General features: G+C 32.5%; 22 protein-coding genes. 11 read left to right on the forward strand and 11 right to left on the reverse strand.

Going from position 1 to position 20,111, the window contains the following annotated elements; genetic code table 11:
- Window positions 1-67: 67 nt before the first annotated feature.
- Together pckA and JM82_RS11935 are read right to left on the reverse strand one after the other, a co-directional pair.
- On the reverse strand, window positions 68-1,684 hold the full coding sequence (gene pckA / locus JM82_RS11930) for a phosphoenolpyruvate carboxykinase (ATP) (protein ID WP_145004156.1): 1,617 nt from the start codon (window positions 1,682-1,684) through the stop codon (window positions 68-70).
- A 74-nt stretch (window positions 1,685-1,758) separates the two neighbouring features.
- Window positions 1,759-2,151 (reverse strand): DUF423 domain-containing protein, encoded by a 393-nt coding sequence (locus JM82_RS11935; RefSeq protein ID WP_145004159.1) that lies wholly within the window; start codon window positions 2,149-2,151, stop codon window positions 1,759-1,761.
- A 78-nt stretch (window positions 2,152-2,229) separates the two neighbouring features.
- Here JM82_RS11935 and JM82_RS11940 point away from each other — a divergent pair, with 78 nt between their 5' ends.
- Window positions 2,230-3,594 carry a saccharopine dehydrogenase family protein gene (locus JM82_RS11940; protein WP_145004162.1) on the forward strand — a complete coding sequence of 455 codons (1,365 nt, stop codon included), beginning with the start codon at window positions 2,230-2,232 and terminating at the stop codon, window positions 3,592-3,594.
- Between the two features lie 215 nt (window positions 3,595-3,809).
- Window positions 3,810-4,280, forward strand: a complete 471-nt coding sequence (locus JM82_RS11945; RefSeq protein ID WP_028283223.1) for an Lrp/AsnC family transcriptional regulator — start codon at window positions 3,810-3,812, stop codon at window positions 4,278-4,280.
- A 51-nt stretch (window positions 4,281-4,331) separates the two neighbouring features.
- Here the strand turns inward: JM82_RS11945 and JM82_RS11950 are convergent, their stop codons facing one another.
- The 4 genes from JM82_RS11950 to leuS all read right to left on the reverse strand — a co-directional run bounded on the left by JM82_RS11950 (window position 4,332) and on the right by leuS (window position 10,347).
- The gene (locus JM82_RS11950) at window positions 4,332-5,315 is read right to left on the reverse strand and encodes a T9SS type A sorting domain-containing protein (RefSeq protein WP_145004166.1); all 984 of its coding nucleotides are present in this window, start codon (window positions 5,313-5,315) and stop codon (window positions 4,332-4,334) included.
- Window positions 5,316-5,525: 210 nt separating this feature from the next.
- Window positions 5,526-6,254: a Bax inhibitor-1 family protein gene (locus tag JM82_RS11955; RefSeq protein ID WP_145004169.1), complete on the reverse strand. Its 729-nt coding sequence runs from the start codon at window positions 6,252-6,254 to the stop codon at window positions 5,526-5,528.
- An 80-nt stretch (window positions 6,255-6,334) separates the two neighbouring features.
- Window positions 6,335-7,045, reverse strand: coding sequence for a zinc metallopeptidase (locus JM82_RS11960; protein WP_261375373.1), 711 nt, complete (start codon window positions 7,043-7,045; stop codon window positions 6,335-6,337).
- Between the two features lie 413 nt (window positions 7,046-7,458).
- Window positions 7,459-10,347: a leucine--tRNA ligase gene (gene leuS, locus JM82_RS11965; protein ID WP_145004172.1), complete on the reverse strand. Its 2,889-nt coding sequence runs from the start codon at window positions 10,345-10,347 to the stop codon at window positions 7,459-7,461.
- 128 nt (window positions 10,348-10,475) lie between these two features.
- Here leuS and JM82_RS11970 point away from each other — a divergent pair, with 128 nt between their 5' ends.
- From JM82_RS11970 to JM82_RS11990, 6 genes are all read left to right on the forward strand, one after another.
- Window positions 10,476-11,351, forward strand: a complete 876-nt coding sequence (locus JM82_RS11970; RefSeq protein ID WP_145004175.1) for a cell division protein FtsX — start codon at window positions 10,476-10,478, stop codon at window positions 11,349-11,351.
- Window positions 11,352-11,481: 130 nt separating this feature from the next.
- Complete coding sequence (locus JM82_RS16420; RefSeq protein ID WP_186439217.1) at window positions 11,482-11,625, forward strand: hypothetical protein; 144 nt, start codon at window positions 11,482-11,484, stop codon at window positions 11,623-11,625.
- Window positions 11,626-11,668: 43 nt separating this feature from the next.
- Entirely contained in the window at window positions 11,669-11,929 is a 261-nt protein-coding gene (locus JM82_RS11975) for a DUF3098 domain-containing protein (protein ID WP_145006776.1), read from the forward strand.
- 92 nt (window positions 11,930-12,021) lie between these two features.
- The gene (locus JM82_RS11980; RefSeq protein WP_145004178.1) at window positions 12,022-12,816 is read left to right on the forward strand and encodes an undecaprenyl-diphosphate phosphatase; all 795 of its coding nucleotides are present in this window, start codon (window positions 12,022-12,024) and stop codon (window positions 12,814-12,816) included.
- A gap of 4 nt (window positions 12,817-12,820) precedes the next feature.
- Window positions 12,821-13,516, forward strand: coding sequence for a tRNA pseudouridine(55) synthase TruB (truB, locus tag JM82_RS11985; protein WP_145004181.1), 696 nt, complete (start codon window positions 12,821-12,823; stop codon window positions 13,514-13,516).
- 70 nt (window positions 13,517-13,586) lie between these two features.
- Window positions 13,587-14,309, forward strand: a complete 723-nt coding sequence (locus JM82_RS11990; RefSeq protein ID WP_145004184.1) for an energy transducer TonB — start codon at window positions 13,587-13,589, stop codon at window positions 14,307-14,309.
- A gap of 39 nt (window positions 14,310-14,348) precedes the next feature.
- Here the strand turns inward: JM82_RS11990 and JM82_RS11995 are convergent, their stop codons facing one another.
- Window positions 14,349-14,966, reverse strand: a complete 618-nt coding sequence (locus tag JM82_RS11995) for a thioredoxin family protein (protein WP_145004187.1) — start codon at window positions 14,964-14,966, stop codon at window positions 14,349-14,351.
- A gap of 265 nt (window positions 14,967-15,231) precedes the next feature.
- Here JM82_RS11995 and JM82_RS12000 point away from each other — a divergent pair, with 265 nt between their 5' ends.
- A complete protein-coding gene (locus JM82_RS12000) occupies window positions 15,232-15,795 on the forward strand; it encodes a DNA-3-methyladenine glycosylase I (RefSeq protein WP_145004190.1) in 564 nt (187 codons plus the stop codon).
- Here JM82_RS12000 and aat read toward each other — a convergent pair.
- From aat to JM82_RS12015, 3 genes are all read right to left on the reverse strand, one after another.
- The gene (gene aat / locus JM82_RS12005) at window positions 15,792-16,418 is read right to left on the reverse strand and encodes a leucyl/phenylalanyl-tRNA--protein transferase (RefSeq protein ID WP_145004192.1); all 627 of its coding nucleotides are present in this window, start codon (window positions 16,416-16,418) and stop codon (window positions 15,792-15,794) included. The two genes, JM82_RS12000 and aat, sit on opposite strands and share 4 nt — an antisense overlap.
- A gap of 356 nt (window positions 16,419-16,774) precedes the next feature.
- On the reverse strand, window positions 16,775-17,152 hold the full coding sequence (locus JM82_RS12010; RefSeq protein WP_145004194.1) for a DUF3127 domain-containing protein: 378 nt from the start codon (window positions 17,150-17,152) through the stop codon (window positions 16,775-16,777).
- Between the two features lie 45 nt (window positions 17,153-17,197).
- Window positions 17,198-18,052: a flavin reductase family protein gene (locus JM82_RS12015; RefSeq protein WP_145004196.1), complete on the reverse strand. Its 855-nt coding sequence runs from the start codon at window positions 18,050-18,052 to the stop codon at window positions 17,198-17,200.
- A 121-nt stretch (window positions 18,053-18,173) separates the two neighbouring features.
- Between JM82_RS12015 and JM82_RS12020 the strand changes: the two genes are divergently transcribed.
- Together JM82_RS12020 and JM82_RS12025 are read left to right on the forward strand one after the other, a co-directional pair.
- Complete coding sequence (locus JM82_RS12020; protein ID WP_145004198.1) at window positions 18,174-19,358, forward strand: sensor histidine kinase; 1,185 nt, start codon at window positions 18,174-18,176, stop codon at window positions 19,356-19,358.
- On the forward strand, window positions 19,359-19,706 hold the full coding sequence (locus tag JM82_RS12025) for a hypothetical protein (RefSeq protein WP_145004201.1): 348 nt from the start codon (window positions 19,359-19,361) through the stop codon (window positions 19,704-19,706).
- On the opposite strand, the gene JM82_RS12030 is transcribed toward JM82_RS12025, so the two are convergent.
- Window positions 19,701-20,090 (reverse strand): HIT family protein, encoded by a 390-nt coding sequence (locus JM82_RS12030; protein ID WP_145004204.1) that lies wholly within the window; start codon window positions 20,088-20,090, stop codon window positions 19,701-19,703. The two genes, JM82_RS12025 and JM82_RS12030, sit on opposite strands and share 6 nt — an antisense overlap.
- Window positions 20,091-20,111: the final 21 nt, after the last annotated feature.

The raw sequence follows: 20,111 nt of genomic DNA on the forward strand, positions 1-20,111 counted from the left end.
ACTATAAATTAAAAGCGCCAATTGAAAATTTCAATTGGCGCTTTTTTTATTAACACTTTATCTATTACTATTCAGCGTAACGTTGTGGTCCACCACGTCTAATTTCTTCGCTTGCATAAGATTCAAATTTCTCAAAATTCTCTCTAAAAGCATTAGCTAGTTTAAAAGCTGTCTTGTAATATTCTTTATCGTCTTTCCAAGTTGCTCTTGGGCTTAACACCTCATCAGGTACACCTGGACAAGTTCTAGGTTGTGCTACACCAAATACAGAATGGATGTGATAATCTTTATAGTTATACAATCCTAAATCTCCATTAAGTACTGCACTAATCATAGCACGCGTATATTTTAACTTAATTCTGCTTCCTACTCCGTAAGATCCTCCAGTCCAACCTGTGTTAATCAACCATACGTTTACGTTAGCGTCTTTCATTTTTTTACTTAACATCTCAGCATATTTTGTTGGATGTAAAGGCATAAAAGGTGCTCCAAAACATGCCGAAAAACTTGGTACTGGCTCAGTAATTCCAGCTTCGGTACCTGCTACTTTTGCAGTATAACCAGATATAAAATGGAAAGCAGCTTGAGCTGGTGTTAGTTTAGATATTGGAGGCAATACTCCAAAAGCATCTGCTGTTAAAAAGAAAATGTTTTTAGGATTCTCTCCTGTAGATGGTACCCTAATGTTTTCAATATGATGTATTGGATAACTTACACGCGTATTTTGTGTAATAGAAGTGTCTTCAAAATCTACCTCTCCTTTATCATTCATGATAACGTTTTCTAGGATTGCTCCTTTTTTAATCGCACCAAAAATTTCTGGTTCTTGCTCTCCTGATAAGTTAATCACTTTAGCGTAACAACCACCTTCAAAGTTAAACACAGTATTCTCTGCAGTCCAACCATGCTCATCATCTCCAATTAAGCTTCTGTCAGGATCTGTAGACAATGTTGTTTTTCCTGTTCCTGATAACCCAAAGAAAATTGCTGTGTCGCCATCCTTACCAACATTTGCACTACAGTGCATTGGTAATGTGTTTTTGTAAACTGGTAAAATAAAGTTTAGTGCTGAGAAGATTCCTTTTTTGATTTCTCCTGTGTAACCTGTACCACCAATTAAAGCAATTTTTCTAGTAAAATCTAAAATAGCAAAGTTATGCTGACGTGTACCATCAACTTCTGGATCTGCCATAAAACCTGGAGCGTTAACTACAGTCCACTCTGGAGTAAAATCTTTTAACTCTTCTTCAGTTGGTCTTAAAAACATATTGTAAGCAAACATGTTACTCCATGAATACTCATTTATAACACGAATGTTTAGTTTGTAGTCTTCATCAGCACAAGCAAAACTATCTCTAACAAAAACCTCTTTGTTAGATAAGTAATCTGTTACTTTATCGTATAGTTTTTGAAACTTATCAGCATCAAAAGGAATGTTGATATTTCCCCACCACACTTTATCTTCAGTAATACTGTCTTTTACAATAAAACGGTCCATTGGAGAACGTCCTGTAAACTCGCCTGTATTTACTGCTAAAGCTCCTGAAGAGGCTACTTTACCTTGACCTTTTTCTAGAGTTTCCTCTTGTAATTGATCTGGTGTTAATTGATATTTTACTTGGGCATTTTTGATTCCGTACTGTTCCAACGCAATCGTTTTCGTAAATTGGGTATGGTCTACCATAATTTGTGTGTGTTGTGTATGTGTTGTTTGAGTTGCAAAGTTAAAATTATTACACTAGAAACGCCAAACAATTACTAATTATTCTGTTTGATCTTTAAAATATTTATCAACAGGATAAACCATGACAAGATTAATAGTAAACCTCCTATTGGTGTCACAAACGCTATTAATTTAAAATTAAAAGCAGTTAATGTGTTAGTTGCTAATCCGTAAATAGATCCGGAAAACAAGATTATACCTGACAAAACCAAATAAAAAATTATTGTTTTAGATTTTGAGGACACCAAATTATGACTCCCAACGACTAACAACAATAATGCATGATACATTTGGTAGCGCACACCAGTTTCGTAACTTTGGACTGCTTCTGCAGACACTAAAGCTTTTAATCCATGCGCTCCAAAAGCACCTAAAACAACACTTAATAATCCCAAAATAGTTCCTAAAAGTAATAGCTTCTTATTCATATAAATACTTCATTTTCGTTTTTATCCCAATTAAAATTTTCTACATTCGTAGTTCAAAAATACTCAACAAATCCCATTATGCGAAAGATATTAGTCATAGGTTCCGGAAAATCAACCTCGTACCTTATTAAATACTTACTAGATAAATCAGAAACCGAAAAATTACATATTACAGTTGGTGACTTAAATGTTGAAAGCGCAAAAATAATGACTAGTAATCATACTAATGCCTCGGCAATAAGTTTAGATGTATTTGATCCAGCATCTAGAGAGCAAGCTATAAAAGCTGCAGATATCGTGGTGTCTATGCTACCAGCAAGATTCCATATAGAAGTTGCAAAAGACTGTATTACTTTTAATAAAAGTATGGTCACAGCGTCTTATGTAAGTGATGAAATGCAAGCTTTAGATCAAGATGCTAAAGACAAAGGGTTAGTCTTTATGAACGAGATTGGTGTAGATCCAGGACTAGATCATATGAGTGCCATGCAAGTTATTGATGGTATTCGTGATAAAGGCGGAAAAATTATATTATTCGAGTCCTTTACTGGTGGATTAGTAGCTCCAGAAAGTGATAACAATTTATGGAATTACAAATTTACTTGGAATCCAAGAAATGTAGTCACAGCAGGACAAGGTGGTGCAGCCAAATTTTTACAAGAAAACACATACAAATACATACCTTATAACCGCTTATTTAGACGTACCGAATTTTTAGACGTTGACGGTTTTGGACGCTTTGAAGCTTACGCTAATCGCGACTCATTAAAATACCAAAGCGTGTATAATCTTGACAATGTAAAAACATTATATCGTGGGACGATGCGTCGTGTTGGATTTTCCAGAGCTTGGCAAGTCTTTGTAGCATTAGGCATGACAGACGATAGTTACACTATAGATGATAGTGAGAATATGACCTATCGCGACTTTGTAAACGCCTTTTTACCTTACAGCCCAACAGACTCTGTTGAGCTTAAATTTAGACACGCCTTAAAAATAGATCAAGATGATATTATTTGGGACAAGTTTTTAGAGCTAGACCTGTTTAGCAAAACTAAAATGGTCGAACTTAAAAAAGCAACGCCTGCTCAAATATTACAAAAAATATTACTAGACAGCTGGACGTTAGACCCTAAAGACAAGGACATGATTGTCATGTACCACAAATTTGGTTATGAGCTTGATGGTAAAAAACACCAAATAGACTCTACAATGGTTACCCTTGGCGAAGACCAAACTTACACAGCTATGGCAAAAACCGTAGGACTTCCTGTGGCAATTGCAACCTTAGCCATATTAAATGGTAAGATTACAACTCCAGGCGTACAAATACCAATTACAAAAGAAGTCTACACTCCAATTCTAGAAGAATTAAAGGATTACGGAATTACTTTTAAAGAAACCGAAGTCCCATATTTAGGCTACAACCCATTAAATGTTTAATTTTTGGGCATTACCACACAACACTTACAAGGTTTTAATTAACCTTGTAAGTATTGCTTAGGTCAGGCTGTACATTATATCTTTTTTGCTTTTAATGGCAAAAAAGGATGCCATTTCCATCCTTAATGCGTGTAAAAACAATGTCTTTAAAACACCATGTTACAATTTAAAATAGATTGTTTAAATTTATCTTTTAAATTTTAACCTATTTCAACTTGAAAACTACAAACAATAACATTACTATAGATGGTATCGATAAAAAGATACTTCGTGCTTTAATGCAAGATGCCAGAACACCTGTTTTAGAAATCGCACGTCAAGTCGGTATCTCTGGAGCTGCCATACACCAACGCTTAAGAAAACTAGAAAAATCTAAATTAATAGCAGGCTCTAAATTTGTTATTAACCCAAAAGTTTTGGGCTATACCACTATGGCATTTGTAGGTATTTATTTAGACAAAGCCATGAGTAATCCGGAAGCAGTTAAACAATTAAAAAAAATACCCGAAGTTTTAGAGTGTCATTACACTACAGGAAACTGGAGTATATTAATAAAAATACTATGTAAGGACAACGAGCATTTAATGCATTTACTAAATAATGATATACAATCCATTGCTGGTGTTTCTAGAACAGAAACCTTTATATCTCTAGACCAACAAATAGAACGACAAATAAAAATATAAAAAAAGCGCCTTCAAAAAGGCGCTTTTTTTATGTATATCTAAATTACTACATTATTCTATAATTATCTTTTTAACAAGATTTCCTTTTTCTGAAACTACAGTAATAAAATACAATCCAGAAGCTAAATCTGTACTTAAATCTAAAATAGCATTTGTTGAGCTATTATTTAAATCTATTGTTTTAATTAAACGTCCATTAATATCTGTAACATTAACTGCCTTTAAATTAACTCCGTTGTTTTTAATAGTCATTAATCCATTAGAAGGATTTGGATATATAGATAACACACTATTTAAATCAAATACATCTGTACTTAGTGTCAAACCAGGAATAAAATCTATAGCATCTAAGGCCAATTGCTCTGCTCCAGAATTAGAAGAAAACTCAATTACCAATTGTGCTTTGCACGCTGCATTAGCAGATAAATCTGCAGACAATAATTGCCAAGACCCTTGCAAACCTGGCAAATCATCAATACCATTAGTTTCTGTAGTGGTATCAATTAACGTAAGCGCTGGTGAAGCACAATCTGAAAATTGAATAGTCACTCTAAAAAAGTCTAAAATATCCCAATTAGTATCATCTAAAAAATATTGCATACTAAACTGTGGATTAGATCCTACTAGATCAACTTGGTCAAAAGTCATAGTAACTGTACCATCAACATCATCCATAAAAAACGCTTGCGTCCCTTCTGGTGGCGCAAAACCTAATTCTGACTGGATGGAAGCTGCTGTAGCAACACCAAAATAATCTCCATCAGAGAAACCTACAGGACCATTAGGTGTTGTTGGATCTAATACAATAGAGTATCCCAAGGTTACACCAGAACTTGCCTCGGTAACATAAACCAAACCGCAATTGGCATTATAATTAGTTAATGTATGTGCTGTTGTAGTATTTGTGTCAAAATATTGACACGCATTACTTACAGCGTTAAATGTTACACCTGGAGTATTTTCAAAACCATTGCCTACTTGTGACATGATTAATGAGGGTAACAAAAAAATCAATGATAGTAGTTTATTTTTCATAATATATAAATTAATAGCATAACAAATTTAACATATTGATTGACACCATATAATAATTTTTGATATTAATTTTAAAAATAGTTTTATAACCAACAAACAACTATAAAACAGCAAATTACAAGTTAATTAAACCTTGTTAAAATTTAAGTTTTGACGTAAAAAAAGCACCTAAAATTTAGGTGCTTTTTTTACTATTTACTAGGATAATTTTTAGTCTCTTGACATAAATATTCTAAGGATATACCAAAATAACAACATTAAAGATGCAAATAAACCTAATGCTGCAGGTATATAATCTTCAGTTGTGTACTTATCTTTAATTTGAGACGTTTGGTATAAAATTGATCCTCCTGCTAATAAACACATTCCAACAGAAAACCATAAACCTAGTGTAAATCCACCAAAAAGTGATCCAGCAACAATTAACCCTAAAGCTATAAAGCCACCAATAGTTAAGCCTGCTTTTAAAAACGAAAAATCTGTTTTAGTCATCATTACTACAGCAGTTAAACCTGTAAATAACGCTAACGTTACCAATGCTGCTTGTTGTAACATATCTGGACCAGAATCCATGTAAAAAGCTGCAATGTATATCATTGGTACAAAAATAACAGCCTGAGCTAATATATATAATGCATAAGCTAAATACTGTTTATTTTTATCGGCAGTTTTCATTGCTGTGCTTTCAGCATAAGTTGTAACTAACATAAAACCTCCAAGTAGTAGTAACCACTTATAACCTTCTGTCATAGACAACATAAACTCCACAACAGTTTGGCTTTGTAAAAGTAGGTATTCAAATAAAATAAATACTAATACACCTACAGCAACATGACCATACGTTTTTTTATAAAATGCGACTCTATCTGCTTCAGATGCCACATTTACTAATGTATTCCCTTGATAATTGTCAAACGAATTTTCTAAATTATTTTCCATTATTATTGATTAAATTATTGGTTGCTCAAATGTAAAAAAAGAAAAACTATTATGTATTATTTTAATATAATTTAAGTGACTTAATCGCGTCTACCTAAAATTTGCATAGCCCAATATAATAAAGAGGCTAACGCTCCAATTGCTGCTACTAAGTAGGTTCTTGCAGCCCATTTAAGCGCATCTTCAGAGCCTTTATATTCTTCTGGTGTGACAATATTTTTTGCTTTTAACCAAGCCAAAGCTCTATTACTTGCATCATACTCTACTGGCAAAGTGATAAAACTAAATAGTGTAGCAAATCCCATCATGACCAAACCTGCAATTGCAACATAAAGTCCACTTGCACCTAATGCACCAGAAGCCATTAATGCAATACCACCAATAATAACCCATTGTGACATACTAGATGTTACTTGAACAACAGGTACTAATTTAGATCGCATAGTCAAATAACTATAGGCTGTTGCATGTTGAACAGCATGGCCACACTCGTGTGCAGCTACAGCAGCTGCTGCTGCATTTGCATGACTATACACGACTTCACTTAAATTTACAGTTTTATCCACTGGATTATAGTGATCCGTTAATTGTCCTTTAACAGAAATAACCTTTACGTCTCTAATACCATTATCTGCTAGCATTTTTTCTGCAATTTCTGCTCCTGTCATACCATTACGCAAATGGACTTTAGAGTAAAATGCAAATTTACTTTTTAACTTACCACTTACTAAACTACTAATTAAACCGATAGCTCCTATTAGTATATAGTAACCCATATATCCTGAAAACATATATTTTTAAATTTTAAAATTGATATTATAAATATAGCAAAAAGTAAGCCAACTTAAAGGATAGAAAAAATGTCAGACTTAGACTTTATTTTTATTGGCATAAAAATCTGTTAAACCGACCATTTTAGAGTTTTGAAAACTAAAATTAATCTGCAATTAACTTATCATAACTCAGAAAATAATCTTCCTCACAAGGTGTCATTGTGTGAGGGTAACTATAAACGTAACGTCACATCGAGTGGTTTGTGAGGCACGAGCAAATTGTATCGAGAGGTCTATTGGTTCTCGATACAATTCTCCTACGTCGAATCACTCGAACTGACGTATTCCTGATGACTCTTGATTATATCCTAAAAATAGCTCATTGAAGAAATTACATTGTTCCTGCAATGACTGTATTATTTATAATAACGTTAGCCTACAATATTTACAATTTTACCTGGAACAATAATCACTTTTTTAGGTGTACGTCCATCTAATTGAGCAATAGTTTTTTCATGAGCCATAACGGTTTTTTCTATGTCGTCTTTAGACATATCCATTGGTAACTCTAAAGTAAAACGCATTTTTCCGTTAAACGAAATTGGGTAATTTTTACTACTCTCTACCAAATGGCTAGCTTCAAACTTAGGAAAAGCTGCAGTACTAATAGACTCTGTATTTCCTAATTGGCTATAAAGCTCTTCAGTAATGTGAGGTGCATAAGGTGATAATAGTACTAATAATGGCTCTAAAATAGCTTTGCTAGTACATTTTTGTTGTGTTAACTCGTTAACAGCAATCATAAACGTTGAAACCGAAGTATTAAAAGAGAAATTCTCAATATCTTCTTCAACCTTTTTAATGGTTTTATGTAACGTTTTTAGGTTGTCTTTTGTTGGCTCAGCATCATTTACAGTAACTCCGTTTTCTCCAACATATAATTTCCATAATTTTTTTAAGAAACCATGCACACCTGTAATACCAGCAGTATTCCAAGGTTTAGCTTGCTCTAAAGGTCCTAAAAACATTTCGTATAAACGTAAACTATCTGCTCCATACTGCTCGCAAATATTATCTGGATTTACGACGTTGTATTTGGATTTAGACATTTTTTCGACTTCGCGACCTACTTTATAAACACCATCTTCTAAAATGAATTCTGCGTCCTTGAAGTCTTCTCCAAATTCTCCATCATTTTTTAATCCTTCAATATCTAATTCATCTGAAGCATTAACGTATTGCACTTTTACGTGAATAGGTGCTACTTTTTTATCATTAATTAATCCTTTAGATAGATACGTATTTGTACCATCTTCACGATAAACAAAAGCACTAGTCCCAAGTATCATTCCTTGGTTAATTAGCTTTTTAAAAGGTTCTTCTACTCCAACAAAACCTCTATCTTTTAAAAACTTGACCCAAAAACGTGAGTATAATAAATGTCCTGTGGCATGCTCACTTCCACCAATATAAAGGTCTACGTTTTCCCAGTAGTTAAGTGCATCTTTACTTGCAAAATCCTCACCTCTATTGGCTTTTTCTTCCATATAACGGAAAAAATACCAAGAGCTTCCTGCCCAACCAGGCATTGTGTTTAACTCTAGTGGGTAGATTCCGTTATCTTTAGACGTCTCGACTGCGCTCGACGAGACAAGAGTGTTAGAAACCACTGTATTTGTATTAGTATCCCAAGCCCAAACATCTGCACGACCTAAAGGTGGCTCTCCTGTTTCGGTTGGTAAATATTTTTCTACTTCTGGTAATGTGATTGGTAAATGTTGTTTATCAATCATTTGTGGCATTCCGTTAACGTAGTATACTGGAAATGGTTCTCCCCAATATCTTTGACGTGAAAATACTGCATCACGTAATCTGTAGTTTGTTTTTCCTTCGCCTTGACCTAATTGCTCCAACTCGTAAATAGCGCGTTTGGTTGCTTTTTTATAGTTCATTCCGTTAAGGAAATCGCTATTTGCAATTTTCACGTTGTCTTTAGATGTAAAAGCTTCTTGGCCTATATCTGCACCTTCAAAAATATTAGGAATATCAATATTAAAATGTTTTGCAAAGTCGTAATCACGTTGGTCACCACAAGGTACAGACATAACTGCTCCTGTACCATAACCAGCTAATACGTAATCTCCAATCCAAATTGGAATTGGTTCTTTACTAAAAGGATGCTCTGCGTATGCTCCAGTAAAAGCACCAGAAATGGTTTTTACATCTGCCATACGATCGCGTTCGCTACGTTTTGAGGTTGCTAAAATATAAGCATCAACCTCTGCTTTTTGTTCTGGAGTTGTTATTTGAGATACCAACTCATGCTCTGGAGCTAAGGTCATAAAACTAACACCAAAAATAGTATCTGGTCTTGTTGTGAAAACTTCTATTTGATGAGACGTCTCGACTGCGCTCAGAGTCACATTTGGTATAACATTAAAAGTTACACTTGCTCCAACAGATTTACCAATCCAATTACGTTGACTTTCTTTAAGCGAGTCTGTCCAGTCTATAGTATCTAACCCTTGTAGTAAACGTTCTGCGTAAGCAGAAATTCGCATACTCCATTGCGTCATCTTTTTACGCATTACAGGATGTCCACCACGTTCTGACACTCCGTTTACAATCTCGTCGTTTGCTAAAACGGTTCCTAAAGCAGGACACCAATTTACTTCTGTTTCGGCTAAATACGTTAACCTATATTGTAATAGTATTTCTTGTTGCTTTTCGGATGAAAATCCATTCCAATCGTCAGCAGAAAATATTTCGATATTATCATCGCAAGCGACATTTAAACCAGATTCTTTTGGACAATTTCCGTTTAATTTAAAAACATAAATTAACTCCTTTATATCTTTTGCTTTATTATCGTTAAAACAATAATAAGACTCAAATAATTGAATAAAAATCCATTGCGTCCATTTGTAATATTCTGGACTTGATGTGCGTACTTCGCGACTCCAATCAAAACTAAAACCAATTTGATCTAATTGACGTCTGTAGGTTTTTATGTTAGTCTCTGTCGTAATTGCAGGATGTTGACCAGTTTGAATAGCATACTGTTCGGCAGGCAATCCAAAGCTATCATACCCTTGAGGATGCAATACATTAAATCCTTTATGGCGTTTGTAACGTGCATAAATATCTGACGCGATATAACCTAATGGGTGACCAACGTGTAATCCTGCTCCTGATGGATAAGGAAACATGTCCAAAACATAATATTTTGGTTTATCACTACTGTTTGAGGCTTTAAAAGTCTGATTTTCGGCCCAATATTTTTGCCATTTGGCTTCGATGTCGTTAAAATGGTATTGCATTTTTGTGTTTTTCCGCTTAATTAAGCAACAAATTTAAACTTATTATAAGACTATTAAAAGTTTGACGTTCTAAATCAAAGGGATTTCATTTTCTTTTATATTTTTACACTATAAACTAACATCAATTTATGAGCTCTTCTTTTGAAAGATATCAAAAACGTAGATTAATTTCTTCTTACTTTTCTGTAGTACTAAGTATTGCATTAGTATTATTTTTATTGGGTATTTTAGGACTTTTGGTTCTTAACGCTAAAAAAGTAGCAGACTTGTTTAAAGAACAAGTAACGGTTACTATTTATTTAAAAGACAACGCCAAGGACGTCGAAGTTAAGCAACTTGAAAAAAGTTTAGCATTGGCAGATTATGTAAAATCTACAGAATACATCTCTAAAGAGCAAGCAGCTGAGTCTATGAAAGCTGAAAACGGTGAAGATTTTATGGAGTTTTTAGGATTTAATCCTTTACAAAATAATATTGATGTTAACCTTAAAGCAGATTTTGTGACTTCTGATAAGTTAGAAGAATTAGCTGCAACTGCATTAGAAAAAGGTTTTGTTGAAGAAGTTAGGTATGACAAAGATTTAGTAACCTTAATGAATAGTCGTGTTAAAAAAATTAGCTTTTGGGTCTTATTACTAAGTGCTATTTTTACTTTAATTGCTGTATTACTAATTAATAGTAGCATTAGATTATCTGTTTACGCTAAGCGTTTTACTATAAAAACGATGCAAATGGTAGGCGCTACCAAACGCTTTATACGTAGACCATTTGTTTGGAAAAGTATTAAACTTGGTATACTCGGTGCTATCCTTGCATTAGTAGGCTTAGGCTTTATAGTATATTATGTGGACCAAGCTTTTCCGGAATTAGTTTTACGTCAAAGCCCTATTTTAATAGGTGGTTTATTTTTAATAATCTTTTTACTAGGTATCCTTATTACTTGGATAAGTACTCATTTTGCAACACAACGTTTTTTAAATTTAAAGACCGATCAACTGTATTAATTTAACAGCTTTTAACTAAAGCGTTAACAATACTTTGCACTTTAGCGCGTTATATTTACTTAACCAAAAAATAACGCACTATTGACCAACTAATACTTTAAAATGATTAATAACTCTAAAACTAATGTTTATGAAACGAATCACATTTGTATTAATAGGTCTAGTTGCAATTATTGCTTATTTAGCGACAACAACTAATAAGTTTGAAACTAAAGTTGCACACACAGATAAAGTGACTATTAAAAAACATCAAACAAAATTTATTTACGATTAATTTAAAAAGTTTAAATTTGTCAAAAATCAACACAAATAATACTTTGGGAGAAAGCAACAAAAACAATAAAAACAGTTTAAAAACCGAAATAGTTTTTGGTAAGCACAACTATAAATTTATGTTTATTGGCTTAGCTTGCATTGCCTTAGGCTTCATTTTGATGTCTGGTGGTGGTAGTGACGACCCAAATGTATTTAGTGATGCTATTTTTAGCTGGAGACGTATCCGTTTGGCTCCTGCTTTAGTAATTATTGGCTTTGGTATACAGGTTTACGCTATACTATCTAAGCCTAAAGCCGAATAACACTTCTAGTAGTTTATTTTTATTGAAATTAGACTATTAAATTTCAACTTCATTGTATCATTTGGTCATAGTATTTTAATACTTTTGCCAACATGGATATTTTCGATTCAATTTTATTAGGTATAGTACAAGGATTAACTGAGTTTCTTCCTGTGTCTTCAAGTGGTCATTTAGAAATAGGTAAAGCCATTTTAGGCGATAAAAGTATTCCTGAAGAAAGCTTATTATTTACCGTAGTTCTTCATTTTGCAACTGCGTTAAGTACCATTGTTATTTTTAGAAAAGATATTTTAGATATTATTAAAGGCTTTTTGGCTTTTAAATGGAATGAGGACACCAAGTTTGTAACAAAAATTGCAATCTCTATGCTTCCTGCTGCTTTTGTAGGATTGTTTTTTGAAGAACAATTAGAACAACTTTTTGGTGGTAATATTCTTTTAGTAGGTTGTATGTTATTAGTCACAGCAATACTATTATTTTTTGCTGATAAAGCTAAAAACACAAATAAAAACGTATCCTTTAAAGATGCTTTAATTATAGGTGTGTCTCAAGCAATAGCTATGCTTCCTGGTATTTCCAGAAGTGGAGCAACCATATCTACTTCTGTATTATTAGGTAATGACAAAACTAAAGCTGCACGCTTTTCTTTTTTAATGGTTGTACCTTTAATATTCGGAAAAATAGCCAAAGACATTTTAGGAGGTGATTTAAATTTTGATAGTCAAAATATCACTGCATTATCCGCTGGTTTTATAGCTGCTTTTGTTGCTGGATTATTTGCTTGCACTTGGATGATTAGCTTGGTTAAAAAAAGTAAGCTATCCTATTTTGCTATTTACTGTGCTATTGTTGGTATAATTGCAATAACATTTGCACTATTAAATTAAGTCAATGACTAAAGAAGATTATTTAGCAGGACAAGTTTTACTTATAGACAAGCCATTAGATTGGACGTCTTTTCAGGTGGTAAACAAACTACGTTGGGAAATCCGTCAAGCTTTTAATATTAAAAAAATAAAAGTGGGTCATGCTGGAACTTTAGATCCATTAGCATCTGGATTGCTAGTTATTTGTACTGGTAAAATGACCAAACAAATAGACACCTTTCAAGGTCAAATTAAAGAGTATACAGGAACAATTGTTTTAGGAAGCACAACGCCTTCATACGATTTAGAAACCGAAATTAACGAGACTTTTAATACCAGCCATATTACCGAAGATTTAATACACCAAACGACTAAACAGTTTACAGGTGAAATCGACCAATTTCCTCCAATATTTTCTGCTTTAAAAAAAGAAGGAAAGCGCCTTTACGAATATGCTAGAGCTGGTGAAACCGTTGAAGTTAAATCCAGAAAAATATTAATTCAAGAATTTGAGATTACTAACATTGATGGTCTAAATATTGATTTTAAAGTGGTATGCAGTAAAGGGACTTACATACGATCTTTAGCTAACGATTTTGGAAAAGCATTAAATTCCGGCGGACACTTATCTGTTTTACGTCGCACAAAAATTGGTGATTTTGATGTAAAAAATGGTCTTTCGATAGATGATTTTATTAAAAACCTCCCAAAAAAGGACTAAAACACATCTTTTTATACTTTGCAAACGTATATACATATACTAACAATTAGTTAAAAATCGTTTGTATTACATGCTTTTAAAAAACTCTCATAAAGCGCTAGCTATAACTTTATTAATAACAGGTACATTGCTGTTGTCTGTATTAAATGTGACTGTTTTTAAAACAAATACAGCTGTAGCTGAAACATTGTACGACATAGAGCAAGTTGAAGATATTATTGAAAATATAGCCGAGCAAACACCCATTAAAAGCGCCAATAAAGCAACAAACAAAGCCTTTAACACTTCTGAAAACTATAAACACTACGCACAAGCTTACAAACCTATAGCTCCTCCTGAGGATTATATTAATCCAAAATTAGAAACCTATAAAAACGATATCAAGACTGAAGAAACTACGGAAGCAAGTCATGGTAATTCTGCAATCTCTGAAAAGACATTAACTAGTTTTAATAGCGTAAATGAAATACTTAGCAAACGGTCTAAAAACAGTAGTACGAAACAAAGTAATGTGGCCAACACTAACAGCTCTATATACTATTCTTTAAAAGGTCGGACAGATCAATACTTGCCAATTCCTGTTTATTTATGTGATGCAGAAGGTAAAATTGTAGTTAATATAACCGTAAATAGTAATGGTACTGTTATAGATGCATATATCAACAATGCTTCAACTTCTAATAATGCATGTTTACAAGAACATGCTTTACAATATGCTAAGGACGCTAAGTTTAGTACCTCAACAAAATCAAAGCAATTAGGATCTATTACATTTCAGTTTAACGGAAAATAGATATATTCTCCTTTAAATATAAAAGAGAATATATATTATTTAACCAATTAAAGCGACTAAATCCGCTATAACAGTATGACCTTTATCTTTATTATACCATTGTTGTAAGTCTTCTTTAAACTCTGGCGTTAATTTACCATACTTAGCTTTATAGTCATTTACCAATAATGTTGCTGTGCTTGGTCTTGGACCATAAGTAGCAATAACATCTTTAGTAATTGTATCTAAAATAATTAACTTAGCTATAGACCTAGAACCGTTAGTTAAAAATTGGTCCATTAACGCTTCGTTATCATCTCTTAATACAACTCTAAAATTGATACCATCGTTTAATTCTGCAATTTTATTAATAACAGGCATTACATGTGCAGCATCTCCACACCAACTTTCTGTTATTATAATCCAAGTTTGATTAAATGTTTTATGTTTAATAGCATCTGCAACGCCTTCTCCAATCTTAATCGTTTTATCCCAACGCTTCATGCGCTTATTGTTAAGCATTGTATAATTAGCTAAAGCTTCATTAACCTCATGACCTGTGTTTGAATTGTTTTCGACTTTAGTCAAAACCAAATCTCTATATTCAGCATAGCTCATGCTATTATCCAACCCATCTTGTAAAATTTGTTTGATAATTGTATCTTTAAGTGTATCCATAGTACAAAAATACAGCAACTATTATGATTTATAAGTTACTGTTGTTACATTAGTAGAAATTATTAAAACTTCCTTACAATGTTAACTTTAAGAACCATTAAACCTATTTTATTTGTTGGTTTTTTCAGCTTATTTGCTTGTAAAAGTCTTAATTTGATTCCTAATTATCATATTTTTAAAAATCTATATTTGTTTGACATAAGACATGTAATAGTGCTTATTTACATGTTAATTGCCATAAAAGAATATCGAAAAACGAAACAAAATGACTAAACATAAATGCGGTTGGTGCGTTGGAGATGATTTATATGAAGCTTATCATGATAAAGAATGGGGAACTCCTGTATATGATGATGCTACACTATTTGAGTTTTTAATCTTAGAAACCTTCCAAGCTGGACTTAGTTGGATAACTATTTTAAGAAAACGTAATAATTTTTTTGATGCATTTGACCAATTTGATTATCAAAAAATAGCTAAGTACAACGAAGAAAAAAAATCTGAATTATTACAAAATGCTGGCATTATTAGAAATAAATTAAAAGTCAATGCCACGATTACTAATGCCCAATTATTTATGGACATCCAAAAAGAGTTTGGTAGTTTTAGCACTTATTTATGGGCTTTTGTAAATAATACACCTATAAAAAATAAAGTAGCACATTATAAAAGTGCACCTGCAAATACTACAATTAGTGATGCCTTAAGTAAAGATTTAAAAAAACGAGGTTTTAAATTTGTTGGATCAACTGTTGTTTACGCATTTATGCAAGCTGTAGGCATGGTTAATGACCATGAAGTAGCTTGTTTTAGATACCATGAGGTTTAAGTTAAATACTTTAAAAACTGCACTCTAGAAATATCCATTGCACCTAAACTTTCCAAGTGATTTGTGTAAACTTGACAGTCAATAAGCTTATAGTTTGTATTTTGAATAAAACTTATAAACCCTACTTTACTGGCATTACTTACTTTAGCAAACATGCTTTCTCCACAAAAAACACCGTTACCTAAGTCTACACCATATAAGCCTCCAACAAGTGTATTATTCAGCCAAACTTCTATAGACTTTGCATAACCTAATTGATGTAATTTAGTATAGGCGTCAATCATACCTTTTGTAATCCAAGTATCATCTTGTCCTGGTCGTTTTGCTGCAGCACAAGATGTAATAACAGCGTTAAAATCTTTATTAACTGTGACCACAAAATCTGTGTTACGCAGGATTTGCTTCATGCTTTTAGACACTTTTAAATCTTTTGGAAACAATACAAATCTAGGATCTGGAGACCACCACATTATAGTATTATCGTCTTCAAACCAAGGAAAAATGCCTTTTTGATACGCAGTTAACAATCGGTTTGCACTTAAATCTCCACCAACAGCTAAAAGACCATCTTCTGTGGCTTTATCAACTTCAGGAAACACATGATTATTATTTAAAAATTCCATTTGTCGTCAATTAGTTTAAGATATTAAAGTAAGAAATTGAATTAGAAAACCTTATTATAAACTGTATTTACTTACAAAAAACACTAATATTTAATTTTATAACATTAATTACCAACGTTTTATCTTCTAATTAATTTATTTTTCAGATATTTATGTAGTCTTTATATTGATAATTAGTTTTCCACTGTTTTTAAAGTTTATAACTAAAGGCTAATAAAATCCACTATTTTAAAAAGTCTTGTTTAATTACAAGACTTTTTTTTATAAAAAAACCTCAAAACAAAAGTCTTGAGGTTTTTTATATCTAGTACAACAACTAATTTTAATAAAGTTATTGTTTAAAGATTGACTATTACTTAAAATGGTAAATCGTCGTGATCTTCATCTTTTACATTGTTAGCTGGCTCAAAAGCTTGTGCTGGTGGCACTTCTGGCATCCCTTGAGGTGCTGCTCCTGCTTGTACGCCTTCAATTCTCCAACCCTGAATAGAGTTAAAATATTTAGTTTCTCCTTGAGGATTAACCCATTCTCTACCACGTAAATTGATGTTAACTTTAACATCTTGACCTACTTGATAGTTGTTTAATAAATCACATTTATCTTGAACAAACTCTACTAAAATATGTTGAGGATATTGCTCTTCTGTAGTTACTACTAATTCTCTTTTTCTAAATCCGTTGCTACCAAAACTTTGAGTTTCTCCTACTAGCTTAACTTTACCTTGTACTTCCATTTTCTATATAATTATTAAATATTCGTCTAATTAAATATCGTAAACTTACGATAACAACACTTTCCAAGCGCTTTCCACATCACTAAAACTTAAAAAGTCTTTTGCTTTTTTATGTTTTTGTTCAGTCGACAAAGAACTTAAATTATGTTGGTTTTTAAAAGCCTGAATGCTATTTTCCTCAGGTAAGTTTTCAACATTCCCTAAAAGTCCCAAATCATTTCCTGTTAAAACAGCACTTTCTCTAACTGCTTTTGGTAAAGCGTCAACACCTATACCAAGGGTTGACAACGGTTTTGGAATTTCAAAAAATCCAGATTTTGCTCTGCTATAATAACTACCTCCTGCTCTAGATACTAAATCTAATTTATTTTGGTCAATTGCACCATTTTCATCCAAGACATCTTCAGACACATGCATTTTAACCACTTCACAAATAATTAAATTACCTGCTCCAGCGTTTTCACCAAGATGCACGATTTGATTAACTTTACATTCCATTTGTACAGGACTTTCTGCTACCCTAAATGGTTTTACCACATCTGATTTTAACATAGTCAGACCTGCTTTTTCAAATTCGTTTATACCTTCAGGATACTCTGTACTACTTAAAGACATTTGCTGTACAATATCGTAGTTGACCACATTAATTACAACCTCTTTAGTAGCTTCTGCATTAACCAATGTATGCTTAATAGTATTATCTCTAACACGTCTTGCTGGCGAAAAAATTAATATTGGTGGATTAGCACTAAACACATTAAAAAAACTAAAAGGTGATAAATTAGGTTTTCCGTCTGCATCTATTGTACTAGCAAAAGCTATTGGTCTAGGTGCAACAGCACTAAGTAAATAGCCATGTAATTTAGCTGTAGAGAATTCTTGTGGTGTAAATGATAACATAAAGGAGTATTGTTTACTACAAAAATACACAATCTGACGGTCAACTAAAAGGCAATTAGTAACCAACCTCCACTATAATATTAACAGAATTGCATTATATTAACACCAAAAACTAACAATCATGTTTTTTACAAAACATCGTCAGCTTATACGCTGGATAATAATTATTGCTTCATTTGCTATTATCTCTTTAATACTATGGAATACGTATGTGTTTTTTCAAAAATTTAAAGCAGAAGAACGCAGAAAAATGCAAACATGGTCCTATGCACAAAGTGATTTTTTAAATAGTTTTAGAAACGGGTTGGATGGCGAAGTAAACAATGTCACAACATTTATTATAACAGATTCCACCTCTACAACTCCAATGATTTTAGTATCTCCTAAAGGAGAAATAAGTAGCTTTAATAATTTAGATACTTTAGGAATAAAAAATGTTGATGCTTTTTTAAGAAAAAGTCAATTACAATTTGAAGAAGAAAACCACCCTATTGCATTATCCTATTATAATAACAAAACTAATAGCGATGAGTCCTTAGGTATGCTATACTACGGAAACTCACCACTTTTAAATAAACTAAAATATTATCCATTAGCGCTGTTATTAATTATTGTCTTATTTGGAGCAGTGGTTTACTTTTTTTATCGCAGCTCTAAAATTGCAACTCAAAATAAATTATGGTCAGGAATGGCTAAAGAAACCGCACATCAAATCGGGACGCCTTTATCATCATTAATTGGTTGGACCGAAATTTTAAAAGGTGAAAATACTAATCCTGAATACATAAAAGAAATAGAAAAAGACATTAGTCGTTTGCAAACAATCACAGAGCGATTTAGTAAAATAGGATCGCTTCCAACACTAAATAAGGTTGATATTGTTGCTGAAACCAAAGACGCTTATGACTACTTAAAAACAAGATCTTCAAGACTAATAAATTTTGATATCACTTTACCTGATCACCCTATATACGTTAATTTAAATACCCAATTATATGGTTGGACTATTGAAAATTTAGTTAAAAATGCTATAGATGCCATGAAGGGAAAAGGTGATTTGCATGTCAGTATCACACAGTTAGAACAACGTGTAAAAATAACTGTAACAGATACAGGAAAAGGAATAAGTAAAAACGAATTTAGTACTATCTTTGAGCCTGGTTATACAACTAAAAAACGTGGTTGGGGACTTGGCTTATCATTGGCAAAACGAATTGTAGAAGACTTTCATAATGGTCGTATAAAAGTTTTGCACTCTGAAAAAGGAAAAGGAACAACTATGCAGATTAGCCTAAAAACAATATAAATGTCTGATAGATTACTAACAATAAATACTGTTGATTTAAATAATAATTGCCCTGAATGCTTTAGCACTAAAGGACTGCAATTAACGTTTAAACAACGTTTTATTGAAACTTCTTTTTATAAAAGCATTACACAAGAGGTAAGTACGGAAATGAATTGCATTGTTTGTAATACTAAAATCTATCCAGCACGTTGGACGGATGACATTGAGCGCGTTTATGACTACCAGATGAAAGCTTTCCAGCCTAAAAAATCATCTAAAAAGTACAAAAGTCTGTTTTGGATTTTAATTGGTGCAGCTACCCTTTTAATTGCTGCAATACTAAGCGTTTTAGTTTACCAATTATAAATTGGCAGCAATTGCTTTTGCTAAAGCATCAAAATCTTCCTTTTGTAAAGACACTTTATTAATAAACCTTGCGTCTTCCATTGTATTTAATGGTATTAAATGCACATGTACATGTGGTACTTCTAAACCAATTACACTTACACCAACACGTTTACAAGGCACAGCTTTTTCTAAAGCTATTGCCACTTTTCTGGAAAATAGCATTAACTGAGTATAAGTGGTTTGGTCTAAATCAAAAAGTTTATTTACTTCTTTTTTAGGAATACATAAGGTATGTCCTTTAGCATTAGGATTAACATCTAAGAAGGCTAAAAAATCTTCGGTTTCGGCTACTTTATAACACGGAATTTCTCCGTTTACTATTTTTGTAAAAATGGATGACATATAGGTTTCGGTTTAGAAACT

Source organism: Olleya sp. Hel_I_94 (assembly GCF_007827365.1).
Lineage (GTDB): Bacteria > Bacteroidota > Bacteroidia > Flavobacteriales > Flavobacteriaceae > Olleya.

Bases quoted from the DNA above. Each gene is read 5' to 3' on its own strand.
- JM82_RS11935 (WP_145004159.1), bottom strand. From the start codon at position 2,151: ATGAATAAGAAGCTATTACTTTTAGGAACTATTTTGGGATTATTAAGT.
- JM82_RS12010 (WP_145004194.1), bottom strand. From the start codon at position 17,152: ATGGAAGTACAAGGTAAAGTTAAGCTAGTAGGAGAAACTCAAAGTTTT.
- JM82_RS11955 (WP_145004169.1), bottom strand. From the start codon at position 6,254: ATGGAAAATAATTTAGAAAATTCGTTTGACAATTATCAAGGGAATACA.
- JM82_RS12000 (WP_145004190.1), top strand. From the start codon at position 15,232: ATGACTAAACATAAATGCGGTTGGTGCGTTGGAGATGATTTATATGAA.
- JM82_RS11960 (WP_261375373.1), bottom strand. From the start codon at position 7,045: ATGTTTTCAGGATATATGGGTTACTATATACTAATAGGAGCTATCGGT.
- pckA (WP_145004156.1), bottom strand. From the start codon at position 1,684: ATGGTAGACCATACCCAATTTACGAAAACGATTGCGTTGGAACAGTAC.
- JM82_RS12015 (WP_145004196.1), bottom strand. From the start codon at position 18,052: ATGTTATCATTTACACCACAAGAATTCTCTACAGCTAAATTACATGGC.
- JM82_RS11950 (WP_145004166.1), bottom strand. From the start codon at position 5,315: ATGAAAAATAAACTACTATCATTGATTTTTTTGTTACCCTCATTAATC.
- JM82_RS12020 (WP_145004198.1), top strand. From the start codon at position 18,174: ATGTTTTTTACAAAACATCGTCAGCTTATACGCTGGATAATAATTATT.
- JM82_RS11995 (WP_145004187.1), bottom strand. From the start codon at position 14,966: ATGGATACACTTAAAGATACAATTATCAAACAAATTTTACAAGATGGG.
- JM82_RS16420 (WP_186439217.1), top strand. From the start codon at position 11,482: ATGAAACGAATCACATTTGTATTAATAGGTCTAGTTGCAATTATTGCT.
- aat (WP_145004192.1), bottom strand. From the start codon at position 16,418: ATGGAATTTTTAAATAATAATCATGTGTTTCCTGAAGTTGATAAAGCC.
- JM82_RS11970 (WP_145004175.1), top strand. From the start codon at position 10,476: ATGAGCTCTTCTTTTGAAAGATATCAAAAACGTAGATTAATTTCTTCT.
- JM82_RS12025 (WP_145004201.1), top strand. From the start codon at position 19,359: ATGTCTGATAGATTACTAACAATAAATACTGTTGATTTAAATAATAAT.
- JM82_RS12030 (WP_145004204.1), bottom strand. From the start codon at position 20,090: ATGTCATCCATTTTTACAAAAATAGTAAACGGAGAAATTCCGTGTTAT.
- JM82_RS11940 (WP_145004162.1), top strand. From the start codon at position 2,230: ATGCGAAAGATATTAGTCATAGGTTCCGGAAAATCAACCTCGTACCTT.
- truB (WP_145004181.1), top strand. From the start codon at position 12,821: ATGACTAAAGAAGATTATTTAGCAGGACAAGTTTTACTTATAGACAAG.
- leuS (WP_145004172.1), bottom strand. From the start codon at position 10,347: ATGCAATACCATTTTAACGACATCGAAGCCAAATGGCAAAAATATTGG.
- JM82_RS11980 (WP_145004178.1), top strand. From the start codon at position 12,022: ATGGATATTTTCGATTCAATTTTATTAGGTATAGTACAAGGATTAACT.
- JM82_RS11990 (WP_145004184.1), top strand. From the start codon at position 13,587: ATGCTTTTAAAAAACTCTCATAAAGCGCTAGCTATAACTTTATTAATA.